At 52.0% G+C, this 18,507-nt stretch carries 18 protein-coding genes; 12 read left to right on the forward strand and 6 right to left on the reverse strand.

All coding sequences use genetic code 11. From position 1 onward, the window contains the following. Positions 1-33 precede the first annotated feature (33 nt). Entirely contained in the window at positions 34-849 is an 816-nt protein-coding gene (locus tag KOR42_RS03430; protein WP_231740613.1) for an NAD(P)-dependent oxidoreductase, read from the forward strand. Positions 850-859: 10 nt separating this feature from the next. Here the strand turns inward: KOR42_RS03430 and KOR42_RS03435 are convergent, their stop codons facing one another. Beyond that, on the reverse strand, positions 860-1,891 hold the full coding sequence (locus KOR42_RS03435) for a non-reducing end alpha-L-arabinofuranosidase family hydrolase (protein ID WP_197440818.1): 1,032 nt from the start codon (positions 1,889-1,891) through the stop codon (positions 860-862). A 331-nt stretch (positions 1,892-2,222) separates the two neighbouring features. Here KOR42_RS03435 and KOR42_RS03440 point away from each other — a divergent pair, with 331 nt between their 5' ends. After that, positions 2,223-4,409, forward strand: coding sequence for a sulfatase-like hydrolase/transferase (locus KOR42_RS03440; protein WP_146507212.1), 2,187 nt, complete (start codon positions 2,223-2,225; stop codon positions 4,407-4,409). A 249-nt stretch (positions 4,410-4,658) separates the two neighbouring features. Then, entirely contained in the window at positions 4,659-6,911 is a 2,253-nt protein-coding gene (locus tag KOR42_RS03445; RefSeq protein ID WP_146507213.1) for a SulP family inorganic anion transporter, read from the forward strand. A 117-nt stretch (positions 6,912-7,028) separates the two neighbouring features. Here KOR42_RS03445 and KOR42_RS03450 read toward each other — a convergent pair whose 3' ends face one another. Further along, positions 7,029-7,808: a choice-of-anchor M domain-containing protein gene (locus tag KOR42_RS03450; RefSeq protein ID WP_231740614.1), complete on the reverse strand. Its 780-nt coding sequence runs from the start codon at positions 7,806-7,808 to the stop codon at positions 7,029-7,031. A gap of 166 nt (positions 7,809-7,974) precedes the next feature. Here KOR42_RS03450 and KOR42_RS03455 point away from each other — a divergent pair, with 166 nt between their 5' ends. Continuing rightward, a complete protein-coding gene (locus KOR42_RS03455) occupies positions 7,975-9,120 on the forward strand; it encodes a DUF1559 domain-containing protein (protein ID WP_146509975.1) in 1,146 nt (381 codons plus the stop codon). Positions 9,121-9,368: 248 nt separating this feature from the next. On the opposite strand, the gene KOR42_RS03460 is transcribed toward KOR42_RS03455, so the two are convergent. Both KOR42_RS03460 and KOR42_RS27770 read right to left on the reverse strand, forming a co-directional pair. After that, positions 9,369-9,863 carry a hypothetical protein gene (locus KOR42_RS03460; protein WP_146507215.1) on the reverse strand — a complete coding sequence of 165 codons (495 nt, stop codon included), beginning with the start codon at positions 9,861-9,863 and terminating at the stop codon, positions 9,369-9,371. A 51-nt stretch (positions 9,864-9,914) separates the two neighbouring features. Continuing rightward, positions 9,915-10,301 carry an AlbA family DNA-binding domain-containing protein gene (locus KOR42_RS27770; protein WP_390620861.1) on the reverse strand — a complete coding sequence of 129 codons (387 nt, stop codon included), beginning with the start codon at positions 10,299-10,301 and terminating at the stop codon, positions 9,915-9,917. Here KOR42_RS27770 and KOR42_RS27285 point away from each other — a divergent pair. From KOR42_RS27285 to KOR42_RS03475, 3 genes are all read left to right on the forward strand, one after another. Next, the gene (locus tag KOR42_RS27285; protein ID WP_231740616.1) at positions 10,230-10,391 is read left to right on the forward strand and encodes a hypothetical protein; all 162 of its coding nucleotides are present in this window, start codon (positions 10,230-10,232) and stop codon (positions 10,389-10,391) included. The two genes, KOR42_RS27770 and KOR42_RS27285, sit on opposite strands and share 72 nt — an antisense overlap. 308 nt (positions 10,392-10,699) lie before the next feature. After that, a complete protein-coding gene (locus tag KOR42_RS03470; RefSeq protein WP_146507217.1) occupies positions 10,700-10,927 on the forward strand; it encodes a hypothetical protein in 228 nt (75 codons plus the stop codon). A gap of 202 nt (positions 10,928-11,129) precedes the next feature. Next, a complete protein-coding gene (locus KOR42_RS03475; RefSeq protein ID WP_146507218.1) occupies positions 11,130-11,651 on the forward strand; it encodes a DUF4870 domain-containing protein in 522 nt (173 codons plus the stop codon). A gap of 84 nt (positions 11,652-11,735) precedes the next feature. On the opposite strand, the gene KOR42_RS03480 is transcribed toward KOR42_RS03475, so the two are convergent. Continuing rightward, positions 11,736-12,416: a tellurite resistance TerB family protein gene (locus tag KOR42_RS03480; RefSeq protein ID WP_197440821.1), complete on the reverse strand. Its 681-nt coding sequence runs from the start codon at positions 12,414-12,416 to the stop codon at positions 11,736-11,738. Positions 12,417-12,520: 104 nt separating this feature from the next. Next, the gene (locus KOR42_RS03485) at positions 12,521-13,621 is read right to left on the reverse strand and encodes an AI-2E family transporter (RefSeq protein ID WP_146507220.1); all 1,101 of its coding nucleotides are present in this window, start codon (positions 13,619-13,621) and stop codon (positions 12,521-12,523) included. 346 nt (positions 13,622-13,967) lie between these two features. Here KOR42_RS03485 and yegS point away from each other — a divergent pair, with 346 nt between their 5' ends. The 5 genes from yegS to KOR42_RS03510 all read left to right on the forward strand — a co-directional run bounded on the left by yegS (position 13,968) and on the right by KOR42_RS03510 (position 18,461). Continuing rightward, positions 13,968-14,882: a lipid kinase YegS gene (gene yegS, locus KOR42_RS03490; RefSeq protein ID WP_146507221.1), complete on the forward strand. Its 915-nt coding sequence runs from the start codon at positions 13,968-13,970 to the stop codon at positions 14,880-14,882. A gap of 342 nt (positions 14,883-15,224) precedes the next feature. Further along, the gene (locus KOR42_RS03495; RefSeq protein ID WP_146507222.1) at positions 15,225-16,469 is read left to right on the forward strand and encodes a GTP-binding protein; all 1,245 of its coding nucleotides are present in this window, start codon (positions 15,225-15,227) and stop codon (positions 16,467-16,469) included. 35 nt (positions 16,470-16,504) lie between these two features. Continuing rightward, positions 16,505-17,629 carry an NAD(P)/FAD-dependent oxidoreductase gene (locus KOR42_RS03500; RefSeq protein ID WP_146507223.1) on the forward strand — a complete coding sequence of 375 codons (1,125 nt, stop codon included), beginning with the start codon at positions 16,505-16,507 and terminating at the stop codon, positions 17,627-17,629. After that, entirely contained in the window at positions 17,617-17,847 is a 231-nt protein-coding gene (locus KOR42_RS03505) for a hypothetical protein (protein WP_146507224.1), read from the forward strand. The genes KOR42_RS03500 and KOR42_RS03505 overlap by 13 nt, the downstream gene beginning before the upstream one ends. Further along, positions 17,847-18,461: a hypothetical protein gene (locus tag KOR42_RS03510; protein WP_146507225.1), complete on the forward strand. Its 615-nt coding sequence runs from the start codon at positions 17,847-17,849 to the stop codon at positions 18,459-18,461. The genes KOR42_RS03505 and KOR42_RS03510 overlap by 1 nt, the downstream gene beginning before the upstream one ends. The last annotated feature ends 46 nt before the right edge of the window (positions 18,462-18,507 follow it).

Genomic DNA, 18,507 nt, shown 5'->3' on the forward strand with positions numbered 1-18,507 from the left:
GCAAGTTCAACAGTTGAACGAATGACGATTGCTGTGAGTGATCAAGAAAACAGCGAACTCAATATCAACACACGAACAGCAGGAAAGCGAATGAAGGTTTTGGTTCTCGGAGGAACAGGAGCGACCGGAAAACAGCTTCTCGATCAGCTTCTTGATCGGGGGCATGAAGTGCATGCCGTCGTGCGATCAACGACGAGTCTGACCGATGAACTCATCAAGAACGACAACCTTTCCTTGACTGAAGCGAGCGTGCTGGATCTCGATCAATCAAAACTTCAGGAACTTGTTTCCGGATGCGACGCCGTTGCATCTTGCCTCGGACACAACCTCTCGTTGCGTGGAATCTTTGGTCCTCCGTATCGACTGGTCACGGAGGCAGCCCGCAGAGTCTGCTCAGTCGTTCAGAATTCCAAATCGTCCCGGCCGCTCAAATTCGTGCTGATGAACACGACCGGTAATCGAAATCGAGATCTCAACGAACCGGTTTCCTTCGCGCAGCGATGCATCGTCGGATTGCTGCGATACCTCGTTCCTCCTCATGCAGATAACGAAGACGCTGCAGAGTATTTGAGATCAACGATCGGACAGTCGAACGACCAAATCGAATGGGTCGTTGTTCGACCGGACAGCTTGATCAATGAATCGAGTGTGAGCCCATACTCTCTTCACGCATCCCCCACTCGAAGTGCGATCTTTGATGCTGGGAAGACCAGTCGGATCAACGTCGCGAACTTCATAGCTGCGCTGATCGACACCGATGATCTTTGGCAAACATGGAAAGGAAAGATGCCGGTGATTTATAACTCGACGACATCTTCACCGGATGCACCGGAATCTCCTCAATCTTGACGAACATTGCTTACCGACGATCGGTGTCCGGCGTCAGAATTCCGATTTTCCAGTTGAAGTCCCCGTACCCTTTCAGGTGCTTGTCCTTTTCGAACATCCCCTGAAAGACGAATTGCAGCTTGTTCGGATCGATCGTCAATGTCTCGTCGTTGGTGAGACGAACGAGTTCCCCATGACTGACGTTGTCCGTCCAGGCTGTCACACCTTCCGCTGGTCGAATGTTCTTCCAACTTGCAAAGGGATGGTCCGCAGAATCGGCAAGCGGAGTCCAGTCCCCATCAAGTCGGTCAGCGAGATACGCTTTAAAATATCGACGGCCCTTCTGTTCAATCAGCGTGAGGAATTGAGTCGTCCCATCAATGCGGTATGTGTGACTCGCTTCGAAAATCTCTGCTTCGAGAGCCAGTTGGCAATCGTCGAACCCGTTCGGAAACTCTTCAAGACTCGTCTTCATTCTCCACATCTTTCCATTCAAGCTTGTGAAGAAAAGGTAGGCGTGAGTGTCATCGCAAATGACCCAATAATCGAGTCCGCCCACTTGTCGCGGATCGTCGGTGCCACCATCGAGCGCTGCCTTCGATTTCGTCCAGGAGTGTGGATCGCTGATGTCCTGAGTCGTCGAGTAAGCCACTCTCATCTTCTTTCCCGACGGATTCGCATCCTGATAGATGAGATACCACAACTTGTGCGGTCGAAAGTAGAACACCTGGGCGGCGCAAAAATAATTGCTGTCGCTGACATCAAGGAGTGTCCGCTCTGCGGTGTCCGCTTCCTCCCAATCTGAGAACGAACAGTATTCAATCGCCGACCGGCCCGGGAGTTTGACCGTCATAAACAGATGCCATGCTCCATCGTGGTAGACAACGGTGGGATCTTTCTGTGCGCGACTCGGTTCAACTTCGCGATCTTCAGGCGTGACGAGAGGCTTCGTATAGACCCAACTTTTCGGAGTCAGTTTCGACGGATTGAACTCTTCAGCGACTGACTGACTGACCGAGATCGCAGAGGCGGAGAAGCTGAGGCCGATGAACAACAGAAACATCTGACAGATTCTTTGACTTCGCGGTTTCGATTTCATGGATTCGGTTCTTGAGCAGAAATGGACATGCCTTCGCAAGTTTTCCCGATGAAACGGGATGAGAAACATGATAGCGAATTTCGACAAGGGCACAGGCGACAGCAACAGCGAGCCGTTCAATGACATGGGTTTGAAACGAAGATTCCTTCCGCGACACGATGTGGCCGCTTTTCGTCGATGACATCGGCAGCAAGAGCCGTTTTTCCGCGCTGTCATCATTGTACGTCGCACAACCAGTCGTTTATAAGTGGGAAGCGTTTCTCATGTTTTGCTGAATAGAATTGTGGATCACTTTATGAAGTCGCTCCTTTGTCTGGGAATCTGGTTCCTCTCCTTCGGCGGTTCGCTTGTAGCTGATGACCGGCCGAACATTGTCTTCTTCTTCACAGACGACCAAACAACCAGCACGATCGGTTGTTACGGAAACGAGATCATCCACACACCAAATATTGACCGGCTGGCACAGCAGGGAACTCGCTTTGAGAATGCCTTCGTCAGCCAGGCCATTTGCTGGGTCAGTCGAACAACAATTCTCACCGGACAAGTGGGGCGCAGCTACGGAACGCCCAGCGATCCTGAATCAACCCGTCCTGAAGTCGCACAGACTCTCTATTCCGACCTGTTGAGAAACAATGGTTATCGCACGGGATATTTCGGAAAGTGGCATGCAAAAATGCCGAAGGGTTATCGCCCGCAGGATCACTTCGACGACTTCGAAGCCATCGGCCGCAATCCGTTTTACAAGAAGCAACCGGACGGCAGCCTTCGTCACGAAACCGAAGTCATCGTCGATCGCGGAATTGAATTCATCAAGTCGCAGCCCGAAGGAGAACCCTTCGCGCTAAATATGTGGTTCAATGCCTGCCATGCGGAAGACTCAGACAGACGCCCGGGCATCGGTCATTTTCCGTGGCCGCGTGCCGTCGACGGAATGTACGAAGACATCACCATTCCTGCACCTCGTCTCAGTGATCCTGCCATCTTTGAAGCACTTCCCGACTTCCTTCAAACGACGATCAATCGCGAGCGGTTTTCCTGGAGATGGAACACCGACCAGAAATACCAAACAAACATGCGGGCCTATTACCGGATGGTCAGCGGAATCGATCGAGCCATCGGACGATTTCAGAAAGCACTCGAAGAAGCCGGTTTGGCTGACAATACGATCATCGTTTACTCTGCCGACAACGGCTATTACATGGGCAATCGAGGACTGGCCGGGAAGTGGTCTCATTACGACAACGCCCTCCGTGTTCCACTGATCATCGCCGACCCGCGAGTTTCTCCTGAACACAAAGGTCAAACGACGTCAGCCATCGCTCTCAACGTCGACCTGCCACCCACTTTTCTCGATTGGGCCGGTGTTGAAATCCCTTCTGACTATCAAGGTCACAGCTTGGCACCGATCGTGGGAGACGAAACTCCTGCAGACTGGCGGACTGATTCGTTTCACGAACACTTTGCCGTGCGATCGCGGATTCCGGCTTTCGAGGGAGTTCGCACGGATCGTTTCAAGTATGCGAGATACTTCGATCACGGCGGAAAAGAATTCCTTCACGATTTGAAGAACGACCCCGACGAACTGCACAATCTCGCCGACGATCCTCAACATCAAGAGATGCTCAAGCAATTACGTTCTCGAACAGATGAGTATGTGACAGCCTACGGCGGAGAACTCGATCCACTCAAGTCATTCGCTCCGTCGACTGTCCCCCATCCGGACGCTTCCGCAGAAGTCGGAGCCCGTGTGAACAAGGATGGGTTCGTCTCCGTCTTCGACGGAAAATCTCTTCGAGGCTGGTCAGGAGATGACGCTTACTGGTCCGTGGAAGATGGAGCATTGACCGGAGTGACAGACGGCTCGCTGAAAATGAACCGCTTTATCACCTGGAAAAATTCGACGATTCGCAACTTCGACTTGCGCGTGAAAGTGAAAGTGACTCCCGGAGGCAACAGCGGAATTCAGTATCGAGGAACATCTCGTCCCGACCTCGGACTCGACATCGTCACCGGCTATCAATGCGACGTGGTGGCAAACGTCCCCGAATACAACGGAATGCTCTACGAAGAGAAGGGACGACGAATCCTTTCGCACACAGGTGAACGAGTCATCATCGACCCACAAGGACAACCCTGGGTGATTGAAAAGATGCCGGTTGAGACATTCGCCCCGGACGAGTGGCATGACTACCGCGTTCTCGTGGAAGGCAACCACCATCAGCACTGGATCGATGGAGTCAAAACGGCGGACCTTATCGACCTCGACGAAGCTGGACGAGCACTCGAAGGAGTTCTGGCCGTTCAAGTCCATGTCGGACCAGCGATGAAGATCCAGTATAAGGACTTCAAAATCAAACACTTGCCGGACGATCTTCCGCTTCTTCAACCGGAAGACCATCCCATCCCGAACGGAGCTTATGGCGTGCGGCCGCAAGGCAGACTCCCCAAAGACTGGAAACCACCCGTCTACACCGCTCCATAAAGTTGAGATCCACCTGAAAGGGGAACTCGACTCCGATCGGGAGAGCAAACTGACACCAAAATCCTTCAACGAGCCGGACACACAGCGGAGGCCCGAAGCAGAACCCAGTCACAGCCAGAATCGATAGACCTCTCAATGAACGATGATCTGTATTGCGAATTTCTCGCTTTTCAGTCCCTGTAGTCATTGTGTCGAACGTCTCGCTTCGTTTTGATCACCCCATCACGGAGCCAAGAACATTCGACAGGAATGAGAATCACGATGTCAGAACCCCAAGCGTCTTTGCTTTCACCAGCCACGCTGACGAAGGATTTGACGGCAGGCGTGGTCGTTTTTCTTGTCGCTTTACCACTGTGCCTAGGAATTGCACTCGCCTCCGGAGCCCCGCTTTTCGCGGGTTTGCTCTCTGGAATTATCGGCGGGATCATTGTCGGCATCCTCAGCGGATCACATACCAGTGTGAGCGGCCCCGCGGCTGGATTGGCTGCAATTGTCGTTGCGCAGATTGATTCGCTCGGAAGCTTTGATGCATTTCTGCTGGCGCTGCTGATCGGTGGAATTCTGCAGATCGGGCTCGGAATCGCAAAAGCAGGCGCTCTGTCTGCGTTCTTTCCGACCAGTGTGATCAAAGGTCTTCTGGCTGCGATCGGCGTGTTGCTGATCCTCAAACAGATTCCTCACGTGTTCGGGCACGATTCCGATCCGGAAGGAGAAATGTCCTTTCAACAGCCCGACGATCACAACACCTTCTCGGAGTTCTTCACTCTCTTTTCAGGGGAAATTCACTACGGTGCAACAATCATTGGTCTGCTCTCGATCGCGATTCTCGTTTTCTGGGAGCGAATCAAACCACTCAAGAAAACTGGCATTCCTGCTCCGTTGATCGTTGTGCTGATCGGTGTTGGGATCCATCTCTTCATGCTGCGACTCGGCCAACCGTGGGCGATTGATCCCAGCCATCTTGTTCAGATCCCTGTTGCAGAAACTCCGTCAGACCTTTGGAACTTCCTGCGGTTTCCTGACTTTTCCAAGTGGGCCGATCCCGCGATTTATATCGGAGGAGCGACACTCGCCATCGTCGCTTCTCTTGAGACACTCTTAAATCTCGAAGCTGTCGACAAACTCGATCGTGAGGGACGCAACTCTCCCCCGAGCCGCGAACTTGTCGCTCAGGGAATTGGAAACGTCTGCTCGTCTCTCGTCGGTGGTCTACCGGTCACCTCTGTGATCGTTCGAAGTTCGGTCAATGTAAATGCGGGAGGCAAGACGAAGATCTCCGCGGTCTTTCACGGCGTTCTGCTGGTCATCTGCGTCGCGTTCTTTCCCGCCTACCTCAACATGATTCCACTGGCGGCACTTGCAGCCATTTTGTTGGTGACAGGTTTCAAGCTCGCCAGCCCAACAGTCTTTCGACAAATGTGGGCCGATGGACGCTATCAGTTCATTCCGTTCATCGTCACGATTCTCGCGATCGTCTTCACGGACCTGTTGATTGGAATTCTGGTCGGGTTGTTTGTCAGTGTCCTTTTCATTCTGAACAGCAACCTGCGCCGACCGATTCGAAGAGTTGTGGAAACACATCTTCACGGTGAGGTCATGACGATTGAACTTGCGAATCAAGTCAGCTTTCTGAATCGTGCTGCCCTTCAAAAAGTTCTCGACGAAGCTCCTCGCGGGACAAATATTCTGATCGATGCCAGCCAGTCAGATTACATCGATCCCGATATCCTGGGTTTAATCCGCGATTTCAAAACGAACAAGGCTCCGCTTCTCGGAGTGACCGTGAGCCTGCGTGGATTCCGAGAAAAGTATCTTCTCGAGGACGAGATTCAGTTCGCGGACTATTCCACTCGAGAACTTCAGGACCGCATCACGCCCGATCAGGTTCTTAAGATTCTACAGGAAGGAAACGAGAGGTTTCGGACAGACCACCGCCTTTCGCGCGATCTCGGTCGACAAGTCAACGCAACTTCCACAGGTCAAAACCCGCTCGCTGTGATCTTCAGCTGTATTGATTCCCGCGTCCCCGCCGAAATTGTGTTCGATGTCGGAATTGGCGACATTTTCAGCGTCCGGGTTGCAGGCAATGTCATCGGAACGAAAACGCTGGGCAGCATTGAATACGGCGTGGCTGTCTCCGGAGTCAAACTTGTCGTTGTTCTGGGACACACTCGCTGCGGCGCGGTGACTTCCTCTGTTCATTTTCTTGCGAACGAACAAGATGTCATGGCAGCCACGGGATGCCCACACTTGCACTCGGTCCTTGAGGAAATTGACCACAGTGTTTCACACGACGAAGCACGAAAGTTCAACCGTCTCGATGATGAGTCGAAAGACTCCTTCGTCGACGAAGTCGCCCGTCGAAATGTTCTGAAGACAGCCGACGAAATCGTTGCTCGCAGTGAACCGATTCGCAAAGCGGTGGAATCGGGACAAGCCATGGTCGTCGGGGCTCTTTACGATGTCAAAAGTGGAAAAATCAGTTTCTTCACTGAAGACTGACGAGCCGCCTGTTGACTGAGAACCAACCATTCAACAAAAGAACTCCGGAGGATTCCATTCCACCAGAGTTTTTTGAACTCATTGCACCATGAAGCGAAGCAGCATTATGCGCTAATATTATGCGATCATGTTGGATGGCTTCTTACGTCGCTTCAATCGCGATCCGCCGAAACCAAGGGCTCCGATTCCCATCAAGACCAGGCTTCCTGGTTCAGGAACAGGATTGGTGACTGGAGGAACTGCCGAATCTCCAACTGCGAAGATCAGAGTTCCGGTGTCGAACAGAGAAGGATCATTGACCGATTCTGCTCGGATATCAACGTAGTACAACCCAGCTGCTGAAAATCCGTAGTTGAAGTGTGAATGCGCCAAAGCCGCCAGCGTGATTGCATCTGGAGCAGTTGCGTCAAAGGTGGACATGAAGATGTCAATTCCACCCAACCCTGTTGATTGCCAGACCGAAAACTCACCCGGTCCGGTGACGCCTTCCAGGCTGAACTTCACGTCACCGAAGTTGGCAGGAACCTCTTCCGTTGCCAGCCCCACGAAAGGAACACCTGCAACATTGTTCTGCGGAAGAACCCAGGCGTCTCCAGTCCCTGCACCAAGACCAACACTGTTCAGCGGTGCTCCGGAAACCATCAGGCTGTCAGCGACTCGGATATATGCTTCGTCGAGCGCGTACTCCGATTCTGTCCCAGATGCTGTTCCATCAAGCACAGCATCACCACCGAAGTGGTAGTGAAGGTGCAAGTGGCCGTGGCTGCCGTGATCTTCATACTCAACGCCAATATCAGAATGCCCCGCGCTGTACTCGACCAACCCGGCTGACGCGCTCGTTGTCATGACGAGACTTGCCATGATACCCGCAAAAAATTTCCCAATCGTCACTCTCATTTGTTCTCTCTCAAAAATTGAACACAACAACCTCTTTTGCACACCTTGTGCAGTTGCACGACGATATCTCCCCGTTTCACCAAATGCAATCGCTTTGCATTTAAAAATGATATTTCGTATCGTTGTGTGAAGTTCAAGCTCAAGATTCCGTTCATGGAGCGACGAAATGTCCCCCTCACAGACCACCCCACCTTGTCGATTGTTCCGAAGACGCGGGTTCACGCTGATCGAACTTCTCGTTGTGATTGCAGTCATTGCCATCCTGATTGCACTACTCCTCCCAGCCGTTCAGCAGGCACGAGAGGGAGCGAGAAGAACACAGTGCCGCAACAACCTGAAGCAAATCGGCCTCGCCCTTCACAACTATCACGACATTCACCAATCATTTCCGTTCAGCTCGACCGGAAGCAAGATGAATGGATCGAGTTGCGGCAACGGTTTCTACAGTTGGCTTTCCTTGATCCTGCCTCAGATGGACCAGACCACGGTTCATGGAGCAATCAACTTCAACGTCGGGATGATGGACACGTGCGACCAGGCAGTTCCTGCCGACTACGCTCGACTGTCTATTTCTGACACCCACCCGAACGCACAGGCAGCTTCAACGACAATTGCCAGTTTCCTCTGCCCGTCCGATCCAGTTCGCCCGTCGGAATCAATGGGAACCGTTGGCGCAGCCCCGGGCAGTTACACAGCAAATTCCGGTTGGCCCGAGTTGACCACCGGTCCGACAGGAGAACATCCTCCGCTCCAGCAACAGAATGGATTCATCGGGCTGATGAATCCCAAGTTCCCTCAGCGATGGAATAAACCACGAATTACATTCAGTAGCGTGACGGACGGATTGTCGAACACGACGGCCGTCTCGGAACGGCTCATCAACAGCCTCACCACAACAGACGGACCGTTCGGAGTGCAATTCAACTTCGGCAATTCGCCTGTGAATGCCCTCTCTTACTGCGGAGCCAATACCGGCTCAGCTCGATCCCTTCCATTCTGGGTGCAGTACTGCGGAGCGGTCGATTACCCCGATCCGACTTACTCCATCGTTCAGGGAAGAAGCTGGATCTCCGGCTGGACATTCGCCGCCAACCACTACCTTCACACCATGCCGATCAACGACCGAAACTGCCACCTTTACGGCGGCGAAGGCTACGGAATGAACATCGCCACCCCAGGCAGCTACCACCCCGGCGGAGTCAACACACTCATGGGAGACGGCGCCGTCCGTTTCGTCAACGAGTCCATCGGCATGGAAGTCTGGTGGGCCCTCGGCAGCCGCAACGGCAACGAAATCCTCGGCGAGTTTTAGAAGCGACCACACTTCAAGATGGACGTGTGATGATGGCAAACACACATCGATTCAGGAACCGCTTGAAGGCGAGTAAAGTCATCTAGACCGACAGGCATTAGTGACTGCAATTGTACTGTTCACATTCGCTTGCCAAGTACAAACAATGAAGCAAAACGTGCCAACTAAAACAGGGAACACAATTTGTCGACGACAGAGACTCCACATCCCAGCAAAAACTGGAAGAAATTACTGATCGAAAAACTTCTTCAACTGTTTATTGATCGACTCGAGAGATTTTGCCCAACTAGCAATCCAGTTTTCACCAATCCGAACAGGGGGATCGCATTCGAAATTGAGACGGGTTCATCATAAGTGTACTCAGAACCTGCCAAATCACGGTATTCAGCGATGACATGGACGTTTGTCCCAAACATTGCTTCCCCTTTAAAGTCTGTGGTGACATCGATGTAGAACGGATTGAGACTGTTGACAACTGGAATTTGCAGCGGAAAATATTGTGGGCATTGACGGAAGTTTTCTCCGAGCGGCTCCAGACGAATTCTCACATCGAGTGCTGGAGCATTCGTCAACGCAACAACACCCAGCTGAATCACTTGCTCATTTTGAGGTTTTGGGCGGAATACATGAGCAATTCTAGGCTTTTGAAAGTATCGTTTGGACCAAATCGCCTCAACAATAAATTGCCTTGCTTTTACTGTATGAGCGCCTGCCCGAATATAAAATCGATAATCGTGAGCCATATGGGGACCGAGGGCACTTTCTGGAACTGAGATAATCGCAACGCAATTGCCTTATTCAAGAGTTCCTCGTCCAGCGGAATCTTCAATCAAAGTGATTTGATGTCCGGGTACTGGTTCCACTCTGTGGATTGCTTGATCTAACCAGTCTCGCAGACCTTGCCGCCCGACAGTGGTCGAAATCCCACCGTCAGCGTTTCCAGATTCATCAACCCCAACGACAAAGTGGCCGCCCCCCGAATTCGCGAATGCAGACATTGCGCACCAGATCTTTTCTTTCAGCTTGCTGAAAGGCGTGAGACTAGACTTAAATTTGCATTGTTGAAAACATCTCTGGAATCTGAGATGAGAATGCGCTAAAATCTGGTGATGAGTGATTCCCCACGAACGAATGTGTTGTTGGAAGTGGCAAAGCTGTCGCTTCGGATTGGACGCAAGTATGTCGAGCCGTATTCGCATGCGAAGATGCCACCCACAACTCACCCTGAACTTCCGATTTCCGTCGCCCCAACGCCATCGTTTCCTCCTTGATCAACTCCAACTGCTGAAAGATAATTCATCTCCCCCATCAATGCGAGTTTTTCAACGGGCTGCTAGACTGTTCTCATCCGCCCTGTCTTTACGGTTACCGTGTACGCGCCGGTACTCATTCCCCAGGAAGAAGGCTGCATCGACATACGCGATTCGCAGAGAACTTGAGAAGAAGATGTTTCGCCGCGCCAATGCGGAAGGACTCTCTTGAGCTCTGTCGCTTCAATAAGACTTCGCAATTATCGTGCAGCAATGATAGGATCAACGCTCCCGATTTTGTGAAAGGCGTCCCGCGAAGAGGCCATCCTGTGAGCGATTCTCATCACACGTCACCGACAACATTCCGTCGCGGTGGAGCGATCATCGCGGCCATCCTGTTTCTGTTGCTCGCTCTCTTTCTCCCGCTCATCATTTCGGGAATTGAACACTTTTGCTTTCAATCCGGTCACTTCGAAGATCTCTTGCGACGCTTGGGAGTTCATGATGAACTCGGAATGTTGTATCAACCTGTTTTGAAATGGGTGTTTCGAATTTAGATCGATCCCATTGTCCCTCCCAATCGATGAACTCATTTCATTCGAAGAAGGAAGAAGAACGTGTCCGGTGGGGCGATTGCGCGGAAGCCGTTTCGAAAATGAATGTGTCTCGTGAAAAACTTTGAGCTCTCTCCGATCAATAACGTTGTGTAAAATGACAGCCGCATCAACTGACATTTTGATCCATTGAAACGAGTTTCAGATGGCGATTAGCGATGAAATCGAACGACTTGCTCAACTTCGTGACCAGGGACGATTGAGCGACGCGGAGTTTCAGGAGGCGAAGGCGCAACTGTTGTCCGGAGCTTCGGTCGACGATCACACCAGTTCTGCGAATCAGATTTTCGGGTTGTCGCCAAAATCCTGGTGCATGCTGATGCACTTTTCGCAGCTTCTCAATTGTGCTCCAGGCGCCGGGATGATCGCGCCAGTGTGTATGTGGGTGCTCAGCAAAGATCAGTCCATTGAGGCGGACCGGCACGGGGCAGTCATTACGAACTGGGTGATTTCCAGTCTCATCTACTCGTCTGTTTTCGGGCTGTTGATGTTCGTGGTCATCGGAATCCCACTCATGTTCGCCCTCGTCATTGCATTAGTAGTCTTTCCGATCATCGGCGGAGTCAAAGCCTCGAACGGCGAACTTTGGCATTACCCGATGAGCATCGAGTTTATCACCGTTCCCGGCGGCGACGATGAATTCACCGAGGAAGATTCGTACTTCTAAACGACTCTCGCGGTTTCTCTGCTTTCGTAAGAGTTGTTCGCTTGTGAAACTCGCAACTCATTGAGAGCTTCGGTGAGTTGAATTTCAACGTCTTTGAATTTGCCGCCGAATCTGTTCGCAGGTCGATGAAGAAAGCCTCAGACCGTGCGCGAGATCTTGCAGATATTTTGATTCCCGCTCTGATGCGAGATCAACCACGATCAGCGAGAGCGAATAGACCTCCTGCTCCAGCCCGATCGGCACAGACCATGCAAACTCGCGGACATCGAGCGGCTTGTTGAATTCCGCTCGAAGAAAATCGATCGTTTCCTGATCAGGGCGGTCGAGGTGACTCAGAATGCTCTGCTGCTCTTCGCGGCTGACCTGGCCATCGCTCTTAGCTGCGTTGACCATCGCCTGAATGAGAATCATTGCTCGCTGTTGCTCATCAATCCGGTCTTCGTTCCCAAATGACGCGGAACCAAAGTCCGGCGAAAGCGGCCCACCGGGTTCGATCTGTGTTCGAGAAGTGCTTTGCGGTGCGGAAGGTGATCGCCTCGACGAAGTTCCTCCCCCGCTTGAAGTTCGACCGTGAGCGACATTCAGCATGTCTTCCAGATCTTTCGCCTGTTCTTCGATCGACTCAGTTGTCCGTCGCTGAGGAGTTTTCGGCTGCGGTTTGGGCCGGCTTCCACGACCGAACATGTCTTTGAGAATGTCCGCTCCTGATCCAGATCCCGAAGACTTCTTCTTCAACAGCCCGCCAAGAATGTCAATTGCGTCCATCTGCCACCTTCTTCCATCGTCACCAGGTTTTGAGAGGATCAGTCCGTCAGCGATGTCTTTGACTCTACATCCACGGTTTGAGATGTCAATTGACGAGTCATTTCTCAGTGAGCGCTTCGACCGGCGTTCCCCCCGGCAATCATCGACTTGTCCGGTTTCCCTCCAAGCAGAATGGCGATCCAGCGAGTGTCTTCGAATTCCTCTAACGCAATTTTCACCACCATCGTAAGCGGCGTCGAAAGCAACATCCCCACGGGCCCGAACACCCATCCCCAGAACAAGAGGGAGATGAAGACGATCAAAGGCGATAACCCCAACCCATGCCCCTGAAGACGTGGCTCAATGATACTCCCGAGAATCTGATTCACGACGAGATACAGAAACGCCACACCAACGGCCAGTCCGAGGCCGTTATCGACAAGCACCTGAGCGACAGCCGGAATTCCCGCAAGGACCGAACCGATATTGGGGATGTAATTGAGAAGGAAAGCGATAAAGCCCCACACGACCGCATTCTGCACTTCCATCAAGTGCAGCCCAAACCCGATCGACAACCCGGTGGCGAGACTGATCAGTGTTTTAATCCCGACGTAACGCCGAACATTAACGATGATCTGCGCCATCTTTTCGGCCCCCTTGCCTGATCGCCGATCAATCAGCGCCAGCTTGGTCGCCAACCAGCTACTCTCCGTTAACATGAACGCCACCAGAATCAAAACGAGAATTCCACTACTGAAAGTCACGATCACGCTGTCGAGCAAGTTCCGAAACATAAGCGTTGCTGTGGCTGGGTCCCATGCCGCTGCGAGTCCATCTTCGGAGATCTCGATTCCCCATTTGTCCAGCTGTTCAATGAGAACAAGTTCCTGTCGTCGTAGCTGTTCCTGAAAACGCGGCAACGTTCGAAGCACGCGACGCAAGGAGCCACCCACGAGAAATGGAATTCCTCCAAACAGTGAGATCAGCAACACCATCACAGCGGAAATCGCCAATGGGTATGGCATGCGTTTTGCCAGATACTGAAGGATCGGAACAAACAGCACACTCAAAAAGACGGCGAGCAAAAAAGGGATAATGAACGACGATGCCGCGCGCAGGCCGGCGATCGTCAAGACGAAGCCTCCGCTGTAGATCAACGCATTTCCATACGGAGAAAACTGAAATTCCTTGTCTCGCATTGTCTCGACTGTGATTCGTTTCGTCATTGAGTTGAAATTGCTGAGTTCGCAGCCAGAAGCGACTGAACACAATCCACTCCAGCGAACGGTAACCTACTCGAATCGAAATCTTTCCGCACCTGTGTTGAAACCGGAAATCAACTTTGAAGGAGTCCTTCCACTGCACGCATTTGAACAACCCATTGCCGATTGACCAGAGCAGAGAATTGCTCAGTCTCTTCGGCCTCACTGCTCGCAAAATGCGGGTTCTCCATTCCAGAAGAGTAAGACTTGCAACCATTTCGCAGTCGCCTGAGAATCAGGATCCAAAGAGGTCCCGATTCTTCACCGACTCATAACTCTCCACGGATTCTAGCAGTCAGGAAGTCTTCCAATGTCTGTCGCCAAAAGTTTGAGTCTCATCATCAACGGCAAAGCAGCAGATAATCCCGACTTGCGCACGGCTGTCGAGCAATGCCGATCAGAAGGGGCAGAAATCTCGGTCCACGTTACATGGGAAGCTGGCGATGGTGCCCGCTTCGCGAAGGATCTCGGTCAGCAGAAAGTTTCTCGACTTGTGGCTGTCGGAGGAGACGGGACCGTCAGCGAAGTCGTTCAGGGGCTCATGGAACTGGATGATGCTTCCTCGACATCCGTGGGGGTGATTCCATTTGGAACTGCCAACGATTTTGCGAACGGTTGCGGGATTCCGATCGGCGATCCGATGGCAGCACTGCAACTTGCGCTCTCTGCCTCTCCGGTCGCCATCGATATCGCCTGCTGCAACGATCGATGCTTTTTGAACGTTGCCAGTGGAGGATTTGGAGCCGAAGTGACGACCAACACTCCAGACGGATTGAAAAAGGCGCTGGGTGGCGCAGCTTATTCAATTGTGGGGCTCATCTCCGCACTCGGAGCATCGCCGGATCACGCGCGAATTGTTGACCCCGACGGAACAATCCAGCAAGACAACCTTCTCGTCGTGGCTGTTGGCAATGGGAGACTCGCGGGCGGCGGGTTTCAAATCGCTCCGAATGCACTCCTCAACGATGGTTTGCTCGATGTTCTCGGAATCGAAGATGTCGATGTCACTCGACTCGGACAGATCTTCAGCGAGATGAAAGAAATGAACGCCGAAACGAATGAATTCGTCCACTCATTTCAGCTACCGGCAGTTCGAATCGAGTCCAACTCGCAGATGCAGATGAATCTTGATGGGGAACCGTTTCGAGCGGAGGCGTTTGAATTTCGGATCATTCCGAAAGCGCTCAAATTTCTCCTTCCAGAAAATGCCCCCATTCAGCGTTAACAGAGACTCGACGAGCAATTCAAGAATCGTCCCAGCTTATGAACATGAAAGTGAGCGATTCGTCTTTGTCTCACTGTCGCTGAATAGCTGTCTTCGTTCGATTGCTCCACAATCTTTCTGTTTCCGCCCACATCAGCTGTCTTGAGCTGGCCGGGCGATCGGCTTCGTCATGTAAAGCCGCAAGAACCATTTCGCACCGTCCTGTCAAAAGCCAGCGGCGCCCAACTGGGCGTGCGCCGGAAATCGCTGCTACCCCGGCTCGCTTGCACACGTTATGCACCTGCGTTATAAATGCACAAGAAGCATGACTTGTCAAATTTCTCTTCTCATGGAAGTGCCAGGATGCCGAACCTCTCTCAAAAACTTCCGGTAACGATTCTCTCCGGATTTCTCGGCGCAGGGAAAACAACGCTCTTGAATCACATTCTGCGTAACCGAGAAGGCCGCAGAGTTGCTGTCATCGTGAATGACATGAGCGAAATAAATATCGACGCCTCATTGGTCCGAGGTGGAGAAGCTGCATTAAGCCGAACAGAAGAACAACTGGTCGAGATGACTAATGGTTGCATCTGCTGCACGCTTCGAGAGGACCTTTTGATCGAAGTCGCCAAACTGGCGCGTGATCATCGCTTCGACTATCTGCTCATCGAATCAACCGGAATTTCTGAACCGTTGCCTGTTGCAGAAACCTTCACGTTCGAAGATGAGAATGGTGTGTCGCTCGGAGATGTGTCGGAACTCGATACTCTTGTCACCGTCGTCGACGCGAGAAATTTCCCGAAAGATCTCGTTTCACTCGACGAACTCTGCGATCGAGAATTGGGACTCGATGAAAGCGACGATCGAGACATCTCCATGTTGCTGATCGATCAAATCGAGTTTGCAAACGTCATTCTGCTGAACAAAGTCGACCTCGTCAGCGAAGAGGAACAGCTTCGAGTTCAAGAACTTCTTCAAAAGCTCAATCCTTCCGCGAAGATCATTCCGACATCGCATTCCAGCGTTCCGCTTTCGGAAGTCATGCACACTCGGCGGTTTTCTTCAAACTGGACCGAGGAAAATGATCAGTGGATGTCCGCACCGCGAGAAGCTGTTGAGTCTGAATCGGAAGAATACGGAATCTCTCATTTTGTCTTCCGGTCTCGTCGACCATTTCATCCCGAGCGTCTGGAACGGGAGCTGAACAAAGACATCAACGAAGGACTTCTGCGTGGCGTTCTGCGAAGTAAAGGCTTCATGTGGATCGCGTCAAGAAATGATTGGGCGTGCGAATGGTCTCACGCTGGCTTGATGATTCAACTCGATCCTGCTGGCCACTGGTGGGCTGCGGCGAGCGATGAGGAATGGCCCGATGATCCGGAGTTTGTTGCAGATATTCAATCTCGGTTTCAAGGAGACTACGGCGATCGACGACAGGAACTCGTTTTCATCGGTCAGTCGATGAACGAAGACCACATTCGATCTGCCCTCAATGACTGCCTACTGACAGATGAAGAGTTTGCAACGGGACCAGAGGTCTGGTCAACGTACTCCGACCCTCTTCCCCTGTGGGAGTTCGAAACTGAAACAGTCGCCAACCCATCCTGAATTGAGGAAAGATTGGCCTTGATATGGGAGTGCGTATGAATCAGCAGGATCAGCACGTTTTCGACGTCATTGTGGTCGGAGCCGGGCCAGCAGGCATTGGTGTTGGTGTGGCACTGAGTGATGCTGAAATCGAAAATTACATCATCGTTGATCGCCATGAAGTTGGAGCTTCACTCGAACGCTGGCCAGCAGAGACACGTTTCATCACGCCATCGTTCGCAACGAATTCCATCGGAATGCTCGATCTGAATTCCATCGCGATCGGTGTCTCTCCTGCTTACAGCCTCGAAACCGAACATCCGACCGGAAGCGAATACGCTTCTCACCTCCGGGCAGTGGCAGACTACTTCGAACTGAAGGTCGAGACGGGAATTGTTGTTCAGAGAGTTGGCAAAGTCGATGATCTGTTCCTTCTCGACACTCCCGAAAAGACTCTTCGCTGCAAGAACGTAATTTGGGCAGCCGGAGAGTTTCAATACCCGAAGCTGAACAGTTTTCCCGGCGCGGAACTCTGTCGGCACACTTCGACAATTCGAAGCTATCACGAACTTGAAGGCGACGACTTTCTCATTGTTGGCGGCTATGAATCTGGAATCGATGCGGCATTTCATCTGGCCCAAATGGGGAAAGCGGTACGAGTAATCGATCATGCCTGTCCATGGGAGGACGAATCGTCCGATCCCAGTGTATCGCTTTCGACATTCTCGCTGGAACGAATCCGTGATGCGTGCTTCGAATCGCAAGTGGAACTGATTCCGGATACCGGAGTTGAAACGGTCGTCCGAAGGAGTGGCGAGTACGAAGTATCTCTGGATGATCAAAGCAAGCTAACAAGCCGCACTCAACCACTGCTGGCAAATGGCTTCGCCGGGAGTCAGACGGTGATCAGTGATCTGTTCGAGAAACGCGAAGACGGTTTTCCGGTTCTCAACGAGCACGATGAATCGACCATCACTCCCGGGCTGTTTCTCAGTGGCCCCATGGTGCGGCACGACAATCATGTCTTCTGCTTTATCTACAAGTATCGTCAACGATTCGCAGTTGTAGCCAAACAAGTCTCACAGACACTCGGCCTCAGCGGTGAGGGACTCGAAGTCTACCGAAAGTGGGGAATGTATCTCGATGACCTGTCTTGTTGCGGAGAGGAGTGTGTCTGTTGAGTGTTGATCTGATTGAAAAAAGTAAGCGCCCAACTGTTTTGGAGTCCGCCCTGACCTTCAATTGGGGAGGGCAAATGATTGCAAGCACCTGTTGGGTTCTGAGTATCTTCGCTTATGGAATTAGTACAGTAGGTGACTTATTTCAACTGGCCGCAGCGACTGCATGGATGATCTCCAATATCGCCGCTTTATGGGAAACGCAGAAGGAAGTTGCGTGATGATTGGCACGGAAGCCATTTTTCCGAACACTCACCTGTCGATTGTAAATCAGGCAGCTGCGCTCTTCAGCCAGCAAGTTTGGTGTTGGGGTCAGGATGTTATTTACCCGCAAGGGAACATCTTGATAAAGATGGGATTCGAACGGGTTCCCCCTCCAGAGAATCGAAGAGACTGTTCGAGCGTCTATTCGCTCAACGTGAATTCTTCTCAGCGAATCATCCTGCGCGGATTCGGAGTGTTTTGGGGAGACGACCAGAAAGGCGGGCTGTTGCTCCTGCGAGATCGTTTTGAAGCAAGGTATCTGAACGAATCGCGACTTCCCAAACCGTGCTGGTCTCTGCAGGATTTTCCCAATACCACCCGTCCAACCATTGAACAGCGTCCGGATTGCATCGCTCTGCTCATCGACCTGATCGATTGGATGCGTTGCTACGAACTCAGAACCCTTCGCGAATACGGCCTCAGCTATCGTCAGAAAGTTCTGAAAACCTGGAACGACGGTAAGCGACACGTCCTTCATCCGGAAGAGACTCCGGGCGCCTGGCGACGGTGCAGTCATCTCGTCGCTGACCAACCCGATCGATTCCTTCCTGTCCAAGTCCAACACGCTTGAGAACTTCCTGTTCCAGGCGATCTTCGCAGACCGTCGCTCAATTGGG

Source organism: Thalassoglobus neptunius, assembly GCF_007859735.1.
Classification (GTDB): domain Bacteria; phylum Planctomycetota; class Planctomycetia; order Planctomycetales; family Planctomycetaceae; genus Thalassoglobus; species Thalassoglobus neptunius.

Coding starts and splice junctions, on each gene's coding strand:
- KOR42_RS03435 (WP_197440818.1), bottom strand. CDS start 1,891: ATGTTTCTGTTGTTCATCGGCCTCAGCTTCTCCGCCTCTGCGATCTCG.
- KOR42_RS03440 (WP_146507212.1), top strand. CDS start 2,223: ATGAAGTCGCTCCTTTGTCTGGGAATCTGGTTCCTCTCCTTCGGCGGT.
- KOR42_RS03445 (WP_146507213.1), top strand. CDS start 4,659: ATGAGAATCACGATGTCAGAACCCCAAGCGTCTTTGCTTTCACCAGCC.
- KOR42_RS03450 (WP_231740614.1), bottom strand. CDS start 7,808: ATGAGAGTGACGATTGGGAAATTTTTTGCGGGTATCATGGCAAGTCTC.
- KOR42_RS03455 (WP_146509975.1), top strand. CDS start 7,975: ATGTCCCCCTCACAGACCACCCCACCTTGTCGATTGTTCCGAAGACGC.
- KOR42_RS03460 (WP_146507215.1), bottom strand. CDS start 9,863: ATGGCTCACGATTATCGATTTTATATTCGGGCAGGCGCTCATACAGTA.
- KOR42_RS27285 (WP_231740616.1), top strand. CDS start 10,230: ATGAGTGATTCCCCACGAACGAATGTGTTGTTGGAAGTGGCAAAGCTG.
- KOR42_RS03475 (WP_146507218.1), top strand. CDS start 11,130: ATGGCGATTAGCGATGAAATCGAACGACTTGCTCAACTTCGTGACCAG.
- KOR42_RS03480 (WP_197440821.1), bottom strand. CDS start 12,416: ATGGACGCAATTGACATTCTTGGCGGGCTGTTGAAGAAGAAGTCTTCG.
- KOR42_RS03485 (WP_146507220.1), bottom strand. CDS start 13,621: ATGACGAAACGAATCACAGTCGAGACAATGCGAGACAAGGAATTTCAG.
- yegS (WP_146507221.1), top strand. CDS start 13,968: ATGTCTGTCGCCAAAAGTTTGAGTCTCATCATCAACGGCAAAGCAGCA.
- KOR42_RS03495 (WP_146507222.1), top strand. CDS start 15,225: ATGCCGAACCTCTCTCAAAAACTTCCGGTAACGATTCTCTCCGGATTT.
- KOR42_RS03500 (WP_146507223.1), top strand. CDS start 16,505: ATGAATCAGCAGGATCAGCACGTTTTCGACGTCATTGTGGTCGGAGCC.
- KOR42_RS03510 (WP_146507225.1), top strand. CDS start 17,847: ATGATTGGCACGGAAGCCATTTTTCCGAACACTCACCTGTCGATTGTA.